This window comes from Aquihabitans sp. G128 (genome assembly GCF_019048865.1).
In the GTDB taxonomy this organism is placed as follows: Bacteria; Actinomycetota; Acidimicrobiia; order Acidimicrobiales; family Iamiaceae; genus Aquihabitans.
Window position 1 is genome coordinate 3,717,643 of sequence record NZ_CP077604.1, and the last position, 16,011, is coordinate 3,733,653.

Below are 16,011 nucleotides of genomic sequence, written 5' to 3' on the forward strand. Positions count from 1 at the left end.
GTGCTGGCTCCCGTCCTCGCCGCCTCCTCGGGGTTCACCTCCCCGCACGTCGACTGGCACGCGCTCGCGCCCGAGATCATCCTCGTGGGCACGATCGTCGTGGCCTTGCTGATCGACCTGTTCACCGAGGACCACAACAAGGGCCTCGTGTCCAGCGTGGTGGGGCTCGGCATGCTGGCGTCGTTCATCCCGCTCATCACCCTGGGGCTCGACAACCACGAGCGGGTCATGTTCGGCGGGGCCTACGTGGTCGACGACTTCGCCTTGGTGCTCAAGGGGCTGTTCCTGGTGGCCGGCTACCTCACGGTGCTGCTCTCCACCAACACCATCGCCGAGGGCGACTACCACGAGGGCGAGTACTACCTGCTGCTGCTCTCGAGCGTGCTGGGCATGACCTTCATGGCCAGCGCCCGGGACCTCATCTCGATCTTCGTGGCGCTGGAGATGCTCTCGATCCCGGCCTACCTGCTGGCGTCGTGGCGCAAGCGCACCCAGACCGGCATCGAGGCCGGCATGAAGTACTACCTGATGGGCGTGTTCGCCACGGCCGTCATGCTCTACGGCATGTCGCTCATCTTCGGCGGCACGGGCTCCACCCTGCTGACCGACGTCGGCGCCGCGGTGAACGGCTCGTTCGGTCAGGAGCCGGTGGCCGTGCTCGGCATCGTCTTCGTGATCGTCGGCTTCGCCTTCAAGGTCTCGGCGGTGCCGTTCCACAACTGGGCCCCGGACACCTACGAAGGCGCCCCCACCCCGGTGACCGCCTTCCTGTCGGTGGCCTCCAAGACCGCCGGGTTCGTGGCCATCCTGCAGCTGGTGTTCCTCGGCTTCTTCAACCGCAGCGACACCATCCGCCCGTTCATGTTCGTGCTGGCCGTGCTGACCATGACGGTGGGCAACGTGATCGCCCTGCGCCAGACCAACGTGGTGCGCCTGTTCGCCTACTCCTCGGTGGCCCAGGCCGGCTTCATCCTGGCTCCGCTGGCCGTCATCTCCAGCAACCACCCCGACCGCGCCGCCGACATCCTGTCGTCGATCGTGCTGTACCTGATCGTGTACACGATCATGAACCTCGGGGCGTTCGCGGTGATCATCACGGTGAGCCGCCGCACCCAGTCGGGCGAGATCACCAGCTGGGCCGGCCTGTTCACCTACGCCCCCGGGCTCGCGGTGGCCATGGGCGCCTTCCTCTTCGGCCTCGGCGGCATCCCGCCGGCAGCCGGCTGGTTCGCCAAGTTCCAGCTGTTCAACGCCGTGGTGGGCGCCGGCACCCCGTCGGCCTACGCGCTCGGCGTGATCATGGCCGCCAACTCGGTCATCTCGCTGGCGTACTACCTCGGCCTCATGCGGACGATGTTCATGGACGATCCGGTCGACGGCGACGTCACGCCGGTCAAGATCCCGGTGCCCCTGCGGGCGGCGGTCGTGCTCACGGGCGTGGCCACGATCCTGCTCGGCGTGCTGCCGTTCCTGGTGTCCGACATCGCCGACGGCGCCACCTTCGTCACCGCCTACCTGCCCGGCAAGTAGCCCGGCCGGCTGGCCGTCGGCTCGGTGCACCGGTGAACGAGCTCGAGGCGATCCTAGTCGAGCACCTCGTCGCCCACGGGCCCATCGGCTTCGACGAGTACGTCGACCACGCGCTGTACACGCCGGACCTGGGCTTCTACGCCGCAGGCGGCGGCGCGGGCCGCCGTCGGGACTTCCTGACCAGCCCCGAGGTCGGCCCGCTGTTCGGCGCGGTGCTGGCCGGCGCGCTCGACTCCTGGTGGGACGAGCTCGGCTGTCCGGACCCGTTCCCGGTGGTCGAGGCCGGCGCGGGGCCGGGAACGCTGGCCCGCACCATCCTGGCCGCCGGGCCCCGCTGCGCTTCGGCGCTGTCGCTCGTGCTCGTGGAGGCCGCCGAGGTGCAGTGGTCCACCCACCCGGCCGGCGTGTCCAGCCGGACCGACCTGCCGGCGCCCGGCGAGCTCGGCACCGGCCCCGTGGTGGTGCTGGCCAACGAGCTGCTCGACAATCTCCCGTTCGGCCTGGTGGAGCTGGCCGACGGCGGCTGGTGCGAGGTGGCCGTCGCGGCCAGCGGCACCGAGGGCCCGGCGGGCTCCGGTCGCCTCGTCGAGGTCCTCGTCCCGCTCGAGCCCCGCCGCGCCGCCTGGTGCTGGGGCAAGGCCGGGCGCGACGCCGCCGTCGGCACCCGCCTCCCGGTCCAGGCCGCGGCGGCCGGGTGGCTCGACGACGCCCTCGAGCTGGCGGCCGGCGGCCGGGTGGTGGTCATCGACTACGCCGCCACCACCCGGGAGCTGGCCCGGCGCCCGTGGACCGAGTGGGTGCGCACCTACGCCGCCCACGGCCGCGGCGCCGACCCGCTGCGCGACCCCGGCTCGTGCGACATCACCGTCGAGGTCGCCGTCGACCAGCTGGCGACGGTGGCCGAGCCCGACCGGGACCGGGACCAGGCCACGTTCCTGCGGGCCCACGGCATCGACGCCCTGGTGGCCGAGGGCGCCGCCCGCTGGCGCGAGCTCGGCGCCGCCGGCGGCCTCCCCGCCATCGCCGGCCGCAGCCGCGTCCACGAGGCCGACGCCCTCACCGACCCCACCGGCCTCGGCGCCTTCCGCGTCCTGGAGTGGCACGCCTGACCCACCCTCCCCGCCGGAACGTTGGGTCCCAGGCCCACGCGCGCACGGGTGTGGCACCCGAAGTTCGAGGGGGGCGCGGCCACCACCTCGGAACTTTGGGTCCCAGGCCCACGCGCGCACGGGTGTGGGACCCAAAGTTCGAGGAGAGGGGGACGGACGGGGGAGGAGGGCGCGGCCCCCCCCCGGGGTCAGAAGCCGGCGGTCTTCTCGGGGACGTTGGCCGCGGGGTCGGCCAGGGCGCCGGAGCGGAGGTCCTTCACCGCCGCCTCGACGCGGGCGCCGTACTCGGCGTCGGCGTTGCGGAAGTTGGCGACGGCCCGCTCGATGATGTCGTCGCGGGAGACCTGGGCCAGCGAGCCGGCGATGTTGTCGACCAAGCGGTCCTTGGCGTCGGCGTCGAGGAGCCGGTAGAGGTCGCCGGCCTGGCGGAAGTCGTCGTCGTCGGCGTGGTGCTCGTACGCGAAGTGGCCGCTGCCGCCGTCGGAGGCCAGCGGGGCGTAGAGCTCCTGGCCGGTCTCGACCGGGCCGTCGAACGAGTTGGGCTCGTAGTTCTTGCTGCCGCCGCCGTTGTCGGTGAACTGCATGATGCCGTCGCGGCGGTAGTTGGCGACGGTGGCCCGCTTGGCCGAGTTCACCGGCAGCAGGTTGGCGTTGCCCGTGAGGCGGTACCGGTGGGCGTCGCCGTAGGCGAACAGCCGGCCCTGGAGCATCTTGTCCGGCGAGGGACCGATGCCCGGCACGAAGTGCGCCGGGTTGAACGCCGACTGCTCCACCTCGGCGAAGTAGTTCTCCGGCCAGCGGTTCAGGGTCATCGTGCCGACCTTGATGCGGGGGTAGTCCTTCTGCGACCAGACCTTGGTGAGGTCGAACGGGTTGAAGCGGTAGGTGGCGGCGTCGGCCAAGGGCATGATCTGCACCTCGACGCTCCAGCTGGGGAACTCGCCGGCCTCGATCGAGGTGCGGAGGTCCTGGAGGTGGGCTTCGGGGTTGCGCCCGCCGACCTCTTCGGCCTCGGCGTTGGTGAAGTAGCCGATGCCCTGGTTGGTCTTGAAGTGGTACTTCACCCAGACGGCCTCGCCCTCGGCGTTCACCCACTGGAAGGTGTGGGAACCGAAGCCGTCCATGTGGCGCACGGAGCTGGGGCGACCCCGGTCGCCGAAGAGCCACGTGAACTGGTGGGTGGTGGCGGGGTGGAGGCCGAAGAAGTCCCAGACGTTGTCGGGCTCCTGCTGGTTGGTGCGGGGGTCGTACTTCTGCGAGTGGATGAAGTCGGGGAACTTGATGGCGTCGCGGATGAAGAAGATCGGGGTGTTGTTGCCCACCAGGTCGTAGTTGCCGTCCTCGGTGTAGAACTTCAGCGCGAAGCCCCGCGGGTCCCGGGCCGTGTCCGGGGCGCCCTTGGAGCCGGCGACGGTGGAGAAGCGGGCGAAGACCTCGGTCTTGGCGCCGGGCTGGAACAGCTTGGCCTTGGTGTACCGGCTGACGTCTTCGGTCACCTCGAGCTCGCCGTAGGCGGCGATGCCCACGGCGTGCACGATGCGCTCGGGGATCTGCTCCCGGTTGAAGTGGGCCAGCTTCTCGATCAGGTGGTGGTCCTGGAGCAGCACCGGGCCGCCGGCGCCGGCGGTCTCCGAGTGCTGGTTGTCGGTGACCGGCGTGCCGGTCTCGGTGGTGAGGGTGGGGCGCTCGCTCATGGGTTCCATCTCCGGAGGGTGCGGGGCAGTGACCCTAGTCTGGACTTCGTCCAAGTTCAGAACAACCCCCGACCTGGAACTCTTCCGATCCGGCGGTGCCGCCGGTACCATCGGGAGCGTGACCGACCTGCTCACCCGCCTCCGCCACCAGGGCTGGCGCCTGACCTCGCAGCGCCGCGCCGTGGCCGAGGTGCTGGCGGGCGAGCACGTGCACCTCACGGCTGACGAGGTCCACGCCCGGGCCGTCCGCGTCCTCCCCGAGATCAGCCGGGCAACCGTCTACAACACGCTGGGCGAGCTGGTGGCGCTGGGCGAGGTGCGCGAGGTCTCGCTCGAAGGGCGGGCCAAGCGCTACGACCCGAACAGCGACGTCGACCACCACCACCTGGTGTGCACCTCCTGCGGCCTGATCCTCGACGTGCCGGTGGCCGACGGCGCGATCGGCGGGCTGCCCACGGGCGCTCGGCACGGCTTCGAGGTCGACCACGTCGAGGTCACCTACCGGGGCACGTGCCCCGGCTGCGCTGCTCGCCCGACCTGAACGGGTGGTTCCGGGCCGGGGCCGTCATGATCGTCCTGGGCTGCGGTCCCACACGGGCGCAGCGGGAGGTCCCGAGCCGGGCGGAACGGTTTCGGAGCCCGACGCTGCGTGGCCGGAGCCCGCTCGCCGGGCCCGGCCTCTGATCGCGAGGGTCGGCCGTCCTCCCCGGATGGCGTCGGGAGGAGGAGCGCTCGGTGGCAGGACGGAGCACGCAACGGCCGGTGCCGCACCGCTGGCGGACCGACGGCGGGTCGCGCCGAGCGCCCGACGCCGCTGCGCCGACCAGGGGTTCGGACCTGGTCGCGGAGCTCACCCGCCAGGCGCTGGAAGACCCGCTCACCGGGCTGCCCAACCGGCGGGCGTTCGACCTCGCGGTGGCGTCGGCGCAGGGCGGGGCCATCGCCGTGCTCGACCTCGACGGCTTCAAGCGCGTCAACGACCGGCTCGGCCACGCCGTCGGGGACCGCCTGCTCCAGGCCGTGGCGGAGGTGGCGGCGCCGCTGGTGCCGTCGGAGGCGACCTTCGCCCGGTTGGGAGGCGACGAGTTCGCCCTGGTCGTCCCGGCGGCTCCGGATGCCGACGCCATCGGGGTCGCGGCCCGGTGCGCAGCGGCGGTGCTCCGCGCGCTCGGCTCCATCGGCTTCGCCGGCCGGCTCTCCGGGTCGGCCGGCGTCGCCCCGGTCACCGATCCGGCGGCGGCCCTGCGCGACGCGGGGGTGGCGCTCCGTGCGTCGAAGCGGGCCGGCACCGGCCGGACCACCTCCCTCGATGCGCCGCTGCGCGCCCAGGCCGCCCGCCACGCAGCGCTCGCCGCCGGGCTCGACGCCGCGCTGGCCGACCACGCGCTCGGGCTGCGGTTCCGTCCCCTCACGGTGCTGCGGTCGGGCCAGGTGGTCGGGGTCGAGGCCAGCGTCTGGTGGGACCACCCCACCCTGGGCGACGTCGAGGCCGGTGAGCTGTTGGCCGTCGCTGCGCCGGCCGGGCTGGTCGAGCGCTTGGGCGAACGGGTGCTGCAGCTCGTGGCGGACCAGGCCGACGCGTGGCGGCGCACGGGCGGCCAGCTCCCGATCACCGTCGCGGTGCCGCCCCTCGAGCTGTGCGAGCCCGGCTTCGGCGACTGGTTCGGCGAGCGCGCCGTCGGCCTGGCCGGGGTGCTCGTGCTCGAGGTCTCGGCGGCCGCCGTCGAGGAGGCGCCGGCGCGCGCCAACCTGGCCGCGCTCCACGAGCGGGGGTTCGCCGTCACGCTGGCCGGGTTCAGCGATGAGGCGGCGCCCCTGGCCTCGCTGGTCCAGGTCACGGCGCAGACGGTGAAGCTCGACCTGTCCTCGCCGTCGGCTGCAGGCGACGCTGACCGGGCAGCGGCCGTCCTCGACGCCGTCGCCGCGCTCGGCCACCGGCTCGGCCTGGTCGTGGCCGCCGACGGCATCGGCGACCTCGCCACCGAGGCCAGGGCGCGCGACCTCGGCTGCGACCTGGGCCTGGGTCCGGCGTTCGGTGCGCCCGTGGCCGCCGGGCGCCTCCACCAGCCGGCGGCGGCGGTCCACCGGTCCTGAGTCGCGGGCCACGGCAGTTCACGCGATGGCAACGGTCGACGCGTTGACAACTTGTTGAAGCCGGGCGACGGTGGAGCACGCCGACCGGTCGTCCGTGGACCGGTCCCAGGAGACCGATCACCGTGCCCACGTCCTCGCTCACCGTCTCGTCCGAGCCCGCCGGGCCGTCCGACCTCACCCGGCTGTTCGAGCGCTTCTGGCACCCCGTCGCCACCATCGAGGAGCTCGAGGCCGCGGCGCCCCACCCTCTCGCCGTCACCCTCCTCGGTCGTCGCCTGGCGGTGGCCGACCTCGGCGCCGGCGGCATCGGCGCGGTGGCCGACCGCTGCCTGCACCGCTCCTCCAAGCTCAGCGTCGGGTGGGTGGAGGACGGGGCGTTCCGCTGCGGCTACCACGGGTGGCGCTGGGACGCCGCCGGCCGCTGCGTCGAGATCCCCTCCATGCCCGACGGCCCGATCCCGCCGCGTGCGTGCATCCCGGCCTTCGACACGCAGATCGCGTACGGCCTGGTCTGGGTCCGCCTCGACGGCTCGGCCGACACGGTCGTGCCCGCCTGCCCCGCCTGGGCGGACGCCAGCATGAAGGTCGTGGCCGGCGGTCCCTACACCTGGCCGGTCAGCGCCCCTCGGCGGGTGGAGAACTTCGTGGACCTGGCCCACTTCGCCTGGGTGCACGACGGCAGCCTCGGGCGTCGGGACACCCCGGTGCCGCCGCTGCCACGGATCCGCCGCGAGGACGGCGAGCTGCGCTTCGAGTACGACCCGCCGGAGATGGAGACCGACGAGACCGCCCTGTTCGGCTTCTCCCGCTACCGCATGCCCATCCCGCTCTCGGTCAGCATCGACTTCGAGCTGGCCGACGGCGCCCGGCGCAACCTCTGGATGACCGCGTCCCCGGTCGACGACGGCTCGTGCCGCACCTTCTGGTTCGTGTCCCGCGACGACCGCCACGACGAGGACGACGGCCCGCACATGGACTTCCAGGCCCTGGTCCTGCGGGAGGACGAGCCGCTGGTGACCAACCAGGACCCGCCCGAGCTCTCGCTGGACCCGACCTTCGAGCTGTCGGTCCGCACCGATCGCGTCTCGATCGAGTACCGGCGCTGGCTGCGCGAGCTGGTGGCCGCCAACGCCGGTGACGGCACCGAGCTGGCAGCGGTCCTGGCCTCGGCGCGCGCCCTCGGCGAACAGCGCGTCCAGGGCTGATGCCCGCCCGCCGGCCCACCCGCCCGTCACGAGGAGGAACCGCCCCGATGGAGCCCACCGACCACCTGCGCAACAACCCCGACGTGGACCGCCATCGCCCGGCCGGGGCCCCGCAGCGGCCGGCCCCCGTGGCCGTGGTCGTGGTCGAGGTCGACGCCGATGCCGCCGAGCTCGAGGTGGCGGCGTGATCCCCGCCGTGCTGACCAACGTCGACCCGTCGCTGCGCCGGGCCTGGCACCCCGTGGGCCGCGTCGATGACCTGGGCGACGGGCCCCGCAAGGTCACCCTGCTCGGCGAGGACTGGGTGGTGGTCCGCCTCGACGGGGAGCTGGCGGCCTACGCCGACGTCTGCCCCCACCGGCTGGCCCCGCTCTCGCTCGGCCACGTCGACACCGTCGGCGAGCGAGAGGTGCTGCGCTGCGGCTACCACGGGTGGTGCTTCGAGGCGTCCGGCACCTGCACCGACATCCCCGCCCTGGGGGCGGGCGCCAAGCTGCCGCCCCGCTCGCGCGCCCGCACGCCGTTCGGCGTGACCGAGCACCTCGGGCTGGTGTGGCTGGCGCCCGAGGAGCCGGTCACCGCGCTCCCGGACCCGCCGATCGCCGCAGACGAGCTGGACCGCTTCCAGACCGGCCACCTCCCGGTGATCACCGCTCGGGCCGGGGCCGGGTCCATGGTCGACAACTTCCTCGACGTGGCCCACTTCCCGTTCGTGCACGCCGCCACGATCGGCGTCGAGGACGCCACCGAGATCGGCGAGGTGGTCCTCGAGCGCGACGGCCTCTCGCTCACCATGCGCTCCGCCCAGGTCTTCCCGCACCGCGAGGACCCGGGCGTGGCCAGCGGCGAGCGGCCCCTGCTGCAGACGCGCCACGCCCGGTACCGCTACACCGCGCCCTTCGCCGCCTGGCTGCGCATGGACTACGAGGAGGCCGGCGGGTGCAACGTCATCACCTTCTTCATCCAGCCGGTCGACGCCGACCACGTCACGCTCTACGCCTCGGTCCACCGCGACGACCTCGACGGCGACGAGGCCCGGTTGGCCGCCGCCGTCGAGTTCGAGCACGCCGTCACCGCCGAGGACCTCGTGGTGCAGGAGGCCTTCGCCCAGAGGTCGATCCCGCTCGACCTCACGACCGAGGTGCACGTCAAAGCGGATCGCATGACCGTCGAGCTGCGCCGTATCCTCAAGGACTTCGTGGCCCAGGCCACCCTGATCGCCCCGCCAGTCGCAGGGCCCGCCGCCGAAGGGGCGGCTGACACCGGGACGCTCCCGGCAGAGAGCAGCAGCGATGAACCCGCCGACGGATCCCTCCACCCCGAAGGCGCTGCCGCCTCCGCATGAGGGCCACCCGGACCGCTGGCGCATCCTCGCGGTGCTGTGCGCGGCCCTGTGCATCGTGGTGCTCGACAACACCATCCTCTCCGTCGCCGTGCCGAGCGTGGGCGAAGCCCTGCGGGCCGACGAGACCTCGCTGCAGTGGATCACCGCGGCCTACAGCCTGGTGCTGGCCGCCCTGCTCCTGCCGCTGGCCGGCCTGGGCGACCGCTTCGGGCGCAAGGGCCTGCTCCTGGTGGGGGTGGTCATCTTCGGCTCCTCTTCGGCGGGGGCCGCCTTCGCCGCCACGAGCGGCCAGCTCACCGTGGCCCGCGGCCTGATGGGCATCGGCGGTGCCGCCACCATGCCGGCCACCCTGGCGGTCCTGGGCAACGTCTTCCCCGAGCACGAGCGCGGGCGGGCCATCGCCCTGTGGTCCGGCGTGTCCGGGATTGCCGGCGCCGCCGGGCCGGTCGTCGGCGGCTTCCTGCTCGACCACTACTGGTGGGGCTCGGTGTTCCTGGTGAACGTGCCGGTGTGCCTGGCGGTCTTCGTGGCCGCGGCTCGGCTGGTGCCCACGTCGAAGGATCCCGCCACCCCGCCGGTCGACGTCGCCGGCTCGCTCATCTGGTCCGCGGCGCTCGCCCTCCTGCTCTTCTCCTGCATCGAGGGCGGCGAGCGGGGGTGGAGCTCGGCGGTGGTCATCGGTTCGATCGCCGCAGGGCTGGCCCTGCTGGGCGCCTTCGCCTGGTGGGAGCGGCGCACGCCGCACCCGCTGCTCGCGCCCGCTGCGGTCGCCGACCACCGCATGCAGGCGGGCATGGTGGCCGTGCCGGTCATCTTCTTCAGCGTGTTCGGCGCCCAGTTCGTGTTCACGCAGTGGCTCCAGGGCGTGCGGGGGCTCTCGCCGCTCACTGCCGGGCTGTGCTTCGCCCCCAACGCCGCGGCCGTGCTCATCGGCTCGCTCCTCTGCACCCGGCTCGTCGGCCGGCTGGGCCAGGGCCGGGCCGTGGCCGTCGGGCTGCTGGTCCTGGCGGGCGCGCTGGCCACCGGGGCCCTGTTCCACGGCAGCGTGCTGCCCGTGCTGCTGGCCGTCACCGTGGCCGGCTTCGGCGTGGGCCTGGCTTGCCCGCCGGCCGTGGAGCTGATCATGGGCTCGGTGCCGCCGGAGCACGCCGGCCAGGCCGCCGGGGTCAACGAGACCATCGTCGAGGCGGGCGGGGCGTTCGGCATCGCGGTGATGGGCACCGTGCTCGCGGTGACCGCCGGCGGGGTCGGCTCGGTCGCTCCCGATCGGCTGGTCGGACCGGCCGGCGCCGCTGCTCGGCAGCACTTCACTGCTGCGCTGCACGCCCCCCTGCTGGTGGCGGTCGGCCTGCTGGTGCTCGCCGCTGCGGTCGTGCTGCGCCGCACCCAGGGCACCTCTGCTGGTCGCCCGTCGGCCGCTGACGCCGGCTCGACGGCCCCGGTCGCCGTCGCGCCGGTCGGTGCCGCCGTCGCCATGCCCGCCCCACCCTCCGAGGAGCAGCCGTGACCCGCCGCCTGGTGATCGACACCGACGGCGGCGTCGACGACGCCGTCGCCCTCTGGTGGGCGCTCGGCGCGCCGGACGTCGAGGTCGTCGCCCTCGTGGCCACCTGGGGCAACGTCGACCGCGACCAGGCGGCGGCCAACCTGTGCCGCCTGCTCCACGCCGCCGGTCGACCCGAGATCCCCGTGGCGCTCGGTGCCGCCGACCACGTCGGCCCCACCCCGCTCACCACCACCGCCACCCACGTCCACGGCGTCGACGGCCTCGGTGGGGGTGCGCACCGATGGTCCACCGGCGCCATCGTGCCGGTGGCCGAGCCCGGCACCGAGCTCCTGGCCCGCCTCGCCGCCGAGCAGCCGGGCCAGCTCGACCTGGTGACCATCGGTCCGCTCAGCACCCTGGCCCGCGCCCTCGAGGCCGAGCCGGCGCTGGCCGCCGGCTACCGCTCGCTCACCGTGATGGGCGGCTCGGTGCTGGCCGGCGGCAACGCCCTGCCCCTCGCCGAGGCCAACGTGGGCCACGACCCGCTGGCTGCCGCCCGGGTGGTCGACGGCGGCTGGCGCACCGAGCAGCCACCGCTGCTGGTGGGCCTCGACGTCACCATGCAGGCGCTGCTCTCGGCCGACGACGAGCTGGCCGCCGCCCGCTCGTCGGCCACCGTCGCCGGCCGCTTCCTGGCCGAGGCCCTCGCCGGCTACGCCGCCTTCTACGACTCGGTGGCCCAGACCCCGCCCGGCACGTTCCCCTGCCACGACCTCCTGGCCGTGCTGGCCGCCGCCGAGGTGCCGGTCATCACCGACGCCCCGACCTACCCCCTCGCCGTCGACACCGGCGGCAGCGCGGCCTGGGGGACCACGGTGGCCGACCGCCGCCCCGTCCCCGAGTCCGCCACCCCCGGCTTCGCCCCCTGGCGCGTCGCCCTCGGCGTCGACCCCGCCCCCTTCCGCCACGCCGTCCGCTCCCTCCTCTGACCAGCCGGCGCGCACGCGCGCCCGCTTCCCGCCACCGCAACCTCGCGTCCCCCCTCCTCGAACTTGTGGGCTGACGCTGCCGTTTTCGGCGCTCTGGGCCCACAAGTTGCAGGGGAGGGGCACGACCTTCGATCGCCCCCCTTCGAACTTGTGGGCTGAGGCTGCCGTCTCCAGCGCCCTGGGCCCACAAGTTGCAGGGGAGGGGTATGGCCGGAGGGGTCTGGAGGGGCGGGTCAGGCGACGGCGTCTTCGGCGTCGGCGGCCATCCAGAGGTCGACGGCGTTGTCGGCGCGGGCCTTGAGGGCGTCGGGGGCGCCGCTGGCTCGGATGGAGCTGCGGGCGATGGCGGCGAGGTCGCAGTCGGTGAGGCCCATCTCGTCGCGGCAGAGGACGTACTCCTCGAGCAGGCCGGGGCCGAAGAGGAGCGGGTCGTCGGCGTTGAGCGAGCAGCTGACGCCGGCGGCGAGCAGGTCGGGGAGGGGGTGGTCGGCGATCGACGGGAACACGCCCAGCAGCACGTTCGACGACGGGCACACGTCGAGGCACACGTCGGCGGCGGCGAGCCGCACCACCAGGTCCGGGTCCTCGACGGCACGCACCCCGTGCTGGATGCGGTGCGCGCCGAGGGCCTCGAGCGCACCGACCACGCTGGCCGGCCCCTCGAGCTCGCCGGCGTGCGGGGCCGAGAGCAGCCCGCCGGCCAGGGCGATGTCGAAGGCCTCGGCGAAGGGCTCGGGCGGGAACCCCGTCTCGTCGTTGTGGAGCCCGAAGCTGACCACGCCGTCGGCGGCGTGGCGCACGGCCAGGCGGGCCTGGGCCACGGCGTCGGCCGGGTCGAGCGTGCGGTCGGCGGCGATCAGGAGGCCGGTGCCGATGCCGTGGCGGGTGCCGGCGTGGACCAGCTCGTCGAGGATCACCTCCAGCACGTGCTCGTCCGGGCCGAGCAGCTCGCGGTGCTGCGGGATGTAGGTGGCGGGCTCCACCCACACCGCGCCGGCGAGGGCGGCGTCGGCCACCACCTCGTCGACGAGGCGCCGGAGGCTGGCCTCGCTGGTGAGCACCGCGCACGCCGCGACGTACATCTCGGCGAAGGCGCCGAAGGTGCCGAAGCCGCGCACCTGGGGCACCGGCACGCCGGCCTCGGCGGCGAGCTCGGCCAGGGTGGCCGGCCGCATCGCCCCCTCGAGGTGGACGTGCAGGTGGGCCTTGGGCAGCGCGGCGAGGTGACGCATGGTGCCAACGTACGGACGGACCGTTTCCGTGGCGTTGCGGACGGTGCGCGGTTGTGTCAACGCCGCGTGACGCTCCGAACCCGCAGAAGGACGCTCCGTGACCAGGTCACCGGGGCCTTGCGGGGGCCCGGAGCCTGTCAACGGCGCGTGAACAACCTTGACGAACTGTTGAACCGGGCGACGAGGGAGCCCACACTCGGGATCGTGGCCGGAGCCGTACCGCTGCCTCGCGACGAGCGGGGCCACGGCCGTCGACCACCGGAGGCCTCCGTGACCACCATCGACAACACCACCCCGGCGCTGCGCTCGGCCTGGCACGCCGTCGCCATGGCCCACGAGCTGGGTGATCGGCCCCACCAGGTCTGGCTGCTGGGCGAGCCGTGGGTCCTGGCGCGCCTCGACGGGGCGGTGGTGGCCTTCGAGGACCGCTGCCCGCACCGCCTCGCGCCGCTCTCGATCGGCTCGGTCGACGCCGACCTGGGCCTGCGCTGCGGCTACCACGGGTGGACCTTCGCCGCCGACGGCGGCTGCACCAGCATCCCGGCGCTGGGCGAGGGGGGCGCACCTCCCGCCCCGAGCCCGGCTCGTGCCGGCGTGGGGGGTGCAGGAGGCCTACGGCCTGGTGTGGCTGGCCCCGGACGAACCGCTGGCGCCCCTGCCGGACTTCGTGGAGTGGGGCCTCGACGGCTTCGACGGCTTCTGGAACGAGCCCCGGCGCTCGCCCACGAGCGCCGCCCAGCTGGTCGACAACTTCCTCGACGCCTCGCACTTCCCGTTCGTGCACACCGGCACGTTCGGCACCGACGAGGCGTCGCTGGTGGTGAACGAGCCCGTCGAGCGAGACGGGTGGCAGGTCCAGACGACCTTCGACACCTGGTACAAGAACTTCGACGACCCGCTGGTGGCCACCGGCGAGCACCCCGAGGTGCAGCCCCAGCGCCTGCTGAAGCAGGGCACCGCCGGCTACTCGGTGTACCTGCGCCTGGCGTTCCCGGTCACCGGCGCCACGTTCTCGATCCTCTTCTGCTGCCAGCCCGAGACGGCCACCAGCACCCGCATCTACAAGCTCATGGCGCGCGACGACCTGGGCGGTGACGCCGCCCGCATCGCGTCGACCATCGACGACGAGCTGCGCATCCTCGAGGAGGACCTGGCCATCCTCGAGCGCTACGCCGCCATGCAGGTCCACCTCGACACCACCGAGTGCCACACGCGCGGCGACAAGCTGAGCGTGGCGTGGCGGCGGGTGCTGGGCGACCTGCTCCGCGCCACCGCTGCCGAGCCGGCCGAGGTCGTGGTCGACCTCCCGGCCGCCTCGGCGGCCGACTCGGTGGTGGACGAGCCCCACGCCGGCACGCCGGTGGTCGATGCGACCTCGGCCGCCGGGCTGGCCCACGTGTCGGCCGACGCGGTGGCCGAGGCCCGGCGCTGATGCCGGTCGGGGTGCCGTCGGGCCAGCACCACCGGGTGGCCATCGGCTCGCAGGAGCTCGACCTGCCGATCGTGCCGGTGGCCGACGGCGTGGCCATCGCCCTCCTGATGACGATCGACCGAGGGGTCGCCTTCACCGCCACCGCGGGCGCAGACCTGGCCGACCGGCTGGCGCCGCTCGAGCCCGAGGTCGTGGCGACGGCGGCCACGCTCGGCATCCCGGTGGCCATCGAGGTCAGCCGCGCCCTCGGCCTCGACGACTACCTGGTCCTGCAGAAGACGGCGAAGATCCACCTCGGCGACGCGCTCCGCGAGCCGCTGTCGTCGATCACCACCACCGGCTCCCAAGCCCTGCTGCTCGATCGGGCCCGCATCGGGGCCGTTGCCGGCAAGCGGGTCGTGCTGGTCGACGACGTCGTCGCCACCGGCGGATCGATCGCCGCCTGCCTGCGCCTCCTTCGCGCCGCGGGCGCCGAGGCGGTGGGCATCGGCTGCCTGCTGGTGGAGGACGGCGGCTGGGTCGACGTGCTCGGCGACGACGCTGCGCTCGTCCACCCGCTCGGGTCCATCCCCACGTTCGCCCCGGCGGCGGACGGCCGGTGGGCGCCCAGCCCCTGACCGCGCCCGCCACCCGACACGCGAGCGGCGATCCCACTACGGTCCCGGCCGTGCTCCGACGTCGCGCCCTCGCCCCGCTCCTCGCCCTCGCCCTGCTCGGCTCGCTCGCCGCCTGCAGCTCCAGCGACAGCGACGGCACGCCCACCACCACCGCCGCCAAGGGCGACGGGACCACCACCACGAAGCCGGCCGACGTCGGCACCGACGCCGCCTACGAGGGCGACGGCCCCCACCAGGTGGGCACCACCTCCTTCGCCCTGGCCGACGGCCGGCGAGTGGTGGCCTGGTACCCGGCGGCGGACGCCGCCGAGGACCAGCCGAAGGAGACCTTCGACATCGCCAGCCTGCTGTCGCCGGCGCTCCAGGCGAAGATCCCGGCCGACAAGCGGCCGATCTACGAGATCGACGCCCACCCCGGCGCCGACCAGGCCACCGACGGCCCGTTCCCCGTGGTGCTGTTCAGCCACGGCTACGCCGGCTTCCCCGAGCAGTCGGCCGACCTCGTGACCCACCTGGCCTCCTGGGGCTTCGTGGTGGTGGCCCCGGACCACGTCGAGCGCAGCCTGAGCGGCCTGCTCGGCGTCGCCGCCAAGGGCGTCCCCAAGCAGACCGACCCGAAGGTGCTGTCGCTCGCCCTCGATGCCGCCATCGGCGACGCCAAGCGCGAGCAGTCGCCGCTGCACGACCTGCTCGACGTCGACCGGGTGGCGGTGGTGGGCCACTCGGCCGGGGCCGGTGCGGCCTACGCCGAGGCCACCGCCGAGCCACGGGTGAAGGCGTTCATCTCCTACTCGGTCGGCTTCCAGGGCGAGGGCGACGAAGCGCCGCCCGCCACGCCGAAGGTGCCGGGCATGGTCATGGCCGGCACCGACGACGGCATCATCCCCTTCGCCGAGAGCGAGAAGGTCTACGCCGCCATGGCGGCGCCGAAGTACTTCGTGAAGATCGACGGGGCCGGCCACCTGGTGTTCTCCGACCTGTGCCTCATCGGGCGCGACCTCGGCGGCCTGGCCGGGCTCATCAAGGAGGTCGGCCTCGACCTGCCGGCCCAGTTCAGCCGGCTGGCCAGCGACGGCTGCGAGCAGGGCGACCTCGATCCGGTCAAGGCCTTCCCGGCCATCGACCACCTGAGCGTGGCGTTCCTGCGCTCGACCTTCGGCATCGACGAGGCCCCCGTGGGGCTCGAGCCCGGCGTCACCAAGGCCTTCACCGAGGCGAAGGTGACGCTCACCGCCGACCCCGGCTGAGACCTCGTACGCGGCGCGGGCTCGGTCGGGC

At 73.9% G+C, this 16,011-nt stretch carries 14 protein-coding genes and 1 pseudogene; 13 read left to right on the plus strand and 2 right to left on the minus strand.

The window, feature by feature from the left end; translation table 11 throughout:
* Both KSP35_RS17840 and KSP35_RS17845 read left to right on the plus strand, forming a co-directional pair.
* Complete coding sequence (locus KSP35_RS17840; protein WP_216997141.1) at window positions 1–1,530, plus strand: NADH-quinone oxidoreductase subunit N; 1,530 nt, start codon at window positions 1–3, stop codon at window positions 1,528–1,530.
* A 32-nt stretch (window positions 1,531–1,562) separates the two neighbouring features.
* Window positions 1,563–2,639, plus strand: a complete 1,077-nt coding sequence (locus tag KSP35_RS17845; protein ID WP_216997142.1) for an SAM-dependent methyltransferase — start codon at window positions 1,563–1,565, stop codon at window positions 2,637–2,639.
* 188 nt (window positions 2,640–2,827) lie between these two features.
* Here the strand turns inward: KSP35_RS17845 and KSP35_RS17850 are convergent, their stop codons facing one another.
* The gene (locus KSP35_RS17850) at window positions 2,828–4,333 is read right to left on the minus strand and encodes a catalase (protein WP_217002278.1); all 1,506 of its coding nucleotides are present in this window, start codon (window positions 4,331–4,333) and stop codon (window positions 2,828–2,830) included.
* Window positions 4,334–4,451: 118 nt separating this feature from the next.
* Here KSP35_RS17850 and KSP35_RS17855 point away from each other — a divergent pair, with 118 nt between their 5' ends.
* The 7 genes from KSP35_RS17855 to KSP35_RS17885 all read left to right on the plus strand — a co-directional run bounded on the left by KSP35_RS17855 (window position 4,452) and on the right by KSP35_RS17885 (window position 11,452).
* Window positions 4,452–4,874, plus strand: a complete 423-nt coding sequence (locus KSP35_RS17855; RefSeq protein ID WP_216997143.1) for a Fur family transcriptional regulator — start codon at window positions 4,452–4,454, stop codon at window positions 4,872–4,874.
* Window positions 4,875–5,068: 194 nt separating this feature from the next.
* Window positions 5,069–6,427 carry a diguanylate cyclase gene (locus tag KSP35_RS17860; RefSeq protein WP_216997144.1) on the plus strand — a complete coding sequence of 453 codons (1,359 nt, stop codon included), beginning with the start codon at window positions 5,069–5,071 and terminating at the stop codon, window positions 6,425–6,427.
* A gap of 122 nt (window positions 6,428–6,549) precedes the next feature.
* Window positions 6,550–7,632 (plus strand): aromatic ring-hydroxylating dioxygenase subunit alpha, encoded by a 1,083-nt coding sequence (locus tag KSP35_RS17865; RefSeq protein ID WP_216997145.1) that lies wholly within the window; start codon window positions 6,550–6,552, stop codon window positions 7,630–7,632.
* A 47-nt stretch (window positions 7,633–7,679) separates the two neighbouring features.
* The gene (locus tag KSP35_RS17870; RefSeq protein WP_216997146.1) at window positions 7,680–7,820 is read left to right on the plus strand and encodes a hypothetical protein; all 141 of its coding nucleotides are present in this window, start codon (window positions 7,680–7,682) and stop codon (window positions 7,818–7,820) included.
* Window positions 7,817–8,977, plus strand: a complete 1,161-nt coding sequence (locus tag KSP35_RS17875; protein ID WP_216997147.1) for an aromatic ring-hydroxylating dioxygenase subunit alpha — start codon at window positions 7,817–7,819, stop codon at window positions 8,975–8,977. The genes KSP35_RS17870 and KSP35_RS17875 overlap by 4 nt, the downstream gene beginning before the upstream one ends.
* The gene (locus tag KSP35_RS17880; RefSeq protein ID WP_216997148.1) at window positions 8,925–10,484 is read left to right on the plus strand and encodes an MFS transporter; all 1,560 of its coding nucleotides are present in this window, start codon (window positions 8,925–8,927) and stop codon (window positions 10,482–10,484) included. The genes KSP35_RS17875 and KSP35_RS17880 overlap by 53 nt, the downstream gene beginning before the upstream one ends.
* Window positions 10,481–11,452 (plus strand): nucleoside hydrolase, encoded by a 972-nt coding sequence (locus tag KSP35_RS17885; protein ID WP_216997149.1) that lies wholly within the window; start codon window positions 10,481–10,483, stop codon window positions 11,450–11,452. Before KSP35_RS17880 ends, KSP35_RS17885 begins: the two co-directional genes overlap by 4 nt.
* A 233-nt stretch (window positions 11,453–11,685) precedes the next feature.
* On the opposite strand, the gene add is transcribed toward KSP35_RS17885, so the two are convergent.
* The gene (add, locus tag KSP35_RS17890; protein ID WP_216997150.1) at window positions 11,686–12,684 is read right to left on the minus strand and encodes an adenosine deaminase; all 999 of its coding nucleotides are present in this window, start codon (window positions 12,682–12,684) and stop codon (window positions 11,686–11,688) included.
* 327 nt (window positions 12,685–13,011) lie between these two features.
* On the opposite strand from add, the pseudogene KSP35_RS26115 reads away from it, so the two are divergent.
* The 4 genes and pseudogenes from KSP35_RS26115 to KSP35_RS17905 all read left to right on the plus strand — a co-directional run.
* A pseudogene (locus tag KSP35_RS26115) lies at window positions 13,012–13,176 on the plus strand (Rieske 2Fe-2S domain-containing protein); the annotation flags it as partial.
* A gap of 109 nt (window positions 13,177–13,285) precedes the next feature.
* Window positions 13,286–14,116, plus strand: coding sequence for a hypothetical protein (locus KSP35_RS24715; protein WP_254126837.1), 831 nt, complete (start codon window positions 13,286–13,288; stop codon window positions 14,114–14,116).
* Entirely contained in the window at window positions 14,116–14,733 is a 618-nt protein-coding gene (locus KSP35_RS17900; protein WP_216997151.1) for a phosphoribosyltransferase family protein, read from the plus strand. The genes KSP35_RS24715 and KSP35_RS17900 overlap by 1 nt, the downstream gene beginning before the upstream one ends.
* Before the next feature lie 50 nt (window positions 14,734–14,783).
* The gene (locus tag KSP35_RS17905; protein WP_216997152.1) at window positions 14,784–15,980 is read left to right on the plus strand and encodes a dienelactone hydrolase family protein; all 1,197 of its coding nucleotides are present in this window, start codon (window positions 14,784–14,786) and stop codon (window positions 15,978–15,980) included.
* The last annotated feature ends 31 nt before the right edge of the window (window positions 15,981–16,011 follow it).

Bases quoted from the DNA above. Each gene is read 5' to 3' on its own strand.
- KSP35_RS17850 (WP_217002278.1), bottom strand. From the start codon at position 4,333: ATGAGCGAGCGCCCCACCCTCACCACCGAGACCGGCACGCCGGTCACC.
- KSP35_RS17870 (WP_216997146.1), top strand. From the start codon at position 7,680: ATGGAGCCCACCGACCACCTGCGCAACAACCCCGACGTGGACCGCCAT.
- KSP35_RS17880 (WP_216997148.1), top strand. From the start codon at position 8,925: ATGAACCCGCCGACGGATCCCTCCACCCCGAAGGCGCTGCCGCCTCCG.
- add (WP_216997150.1), bottom strand. From the start codon at position 12,684: ATGCGTCACCTCGCCGCGCTGCCCAAGGCCCACCTGCACGTCCACCTC.
- KSP35_RS17900 (WP_216997151.1), top strand. From the start codon at position 14,116: ATGCCGGTCGGGGTGCCGTCGGGCCAGCACCACCGGGTGGCCATCGGC.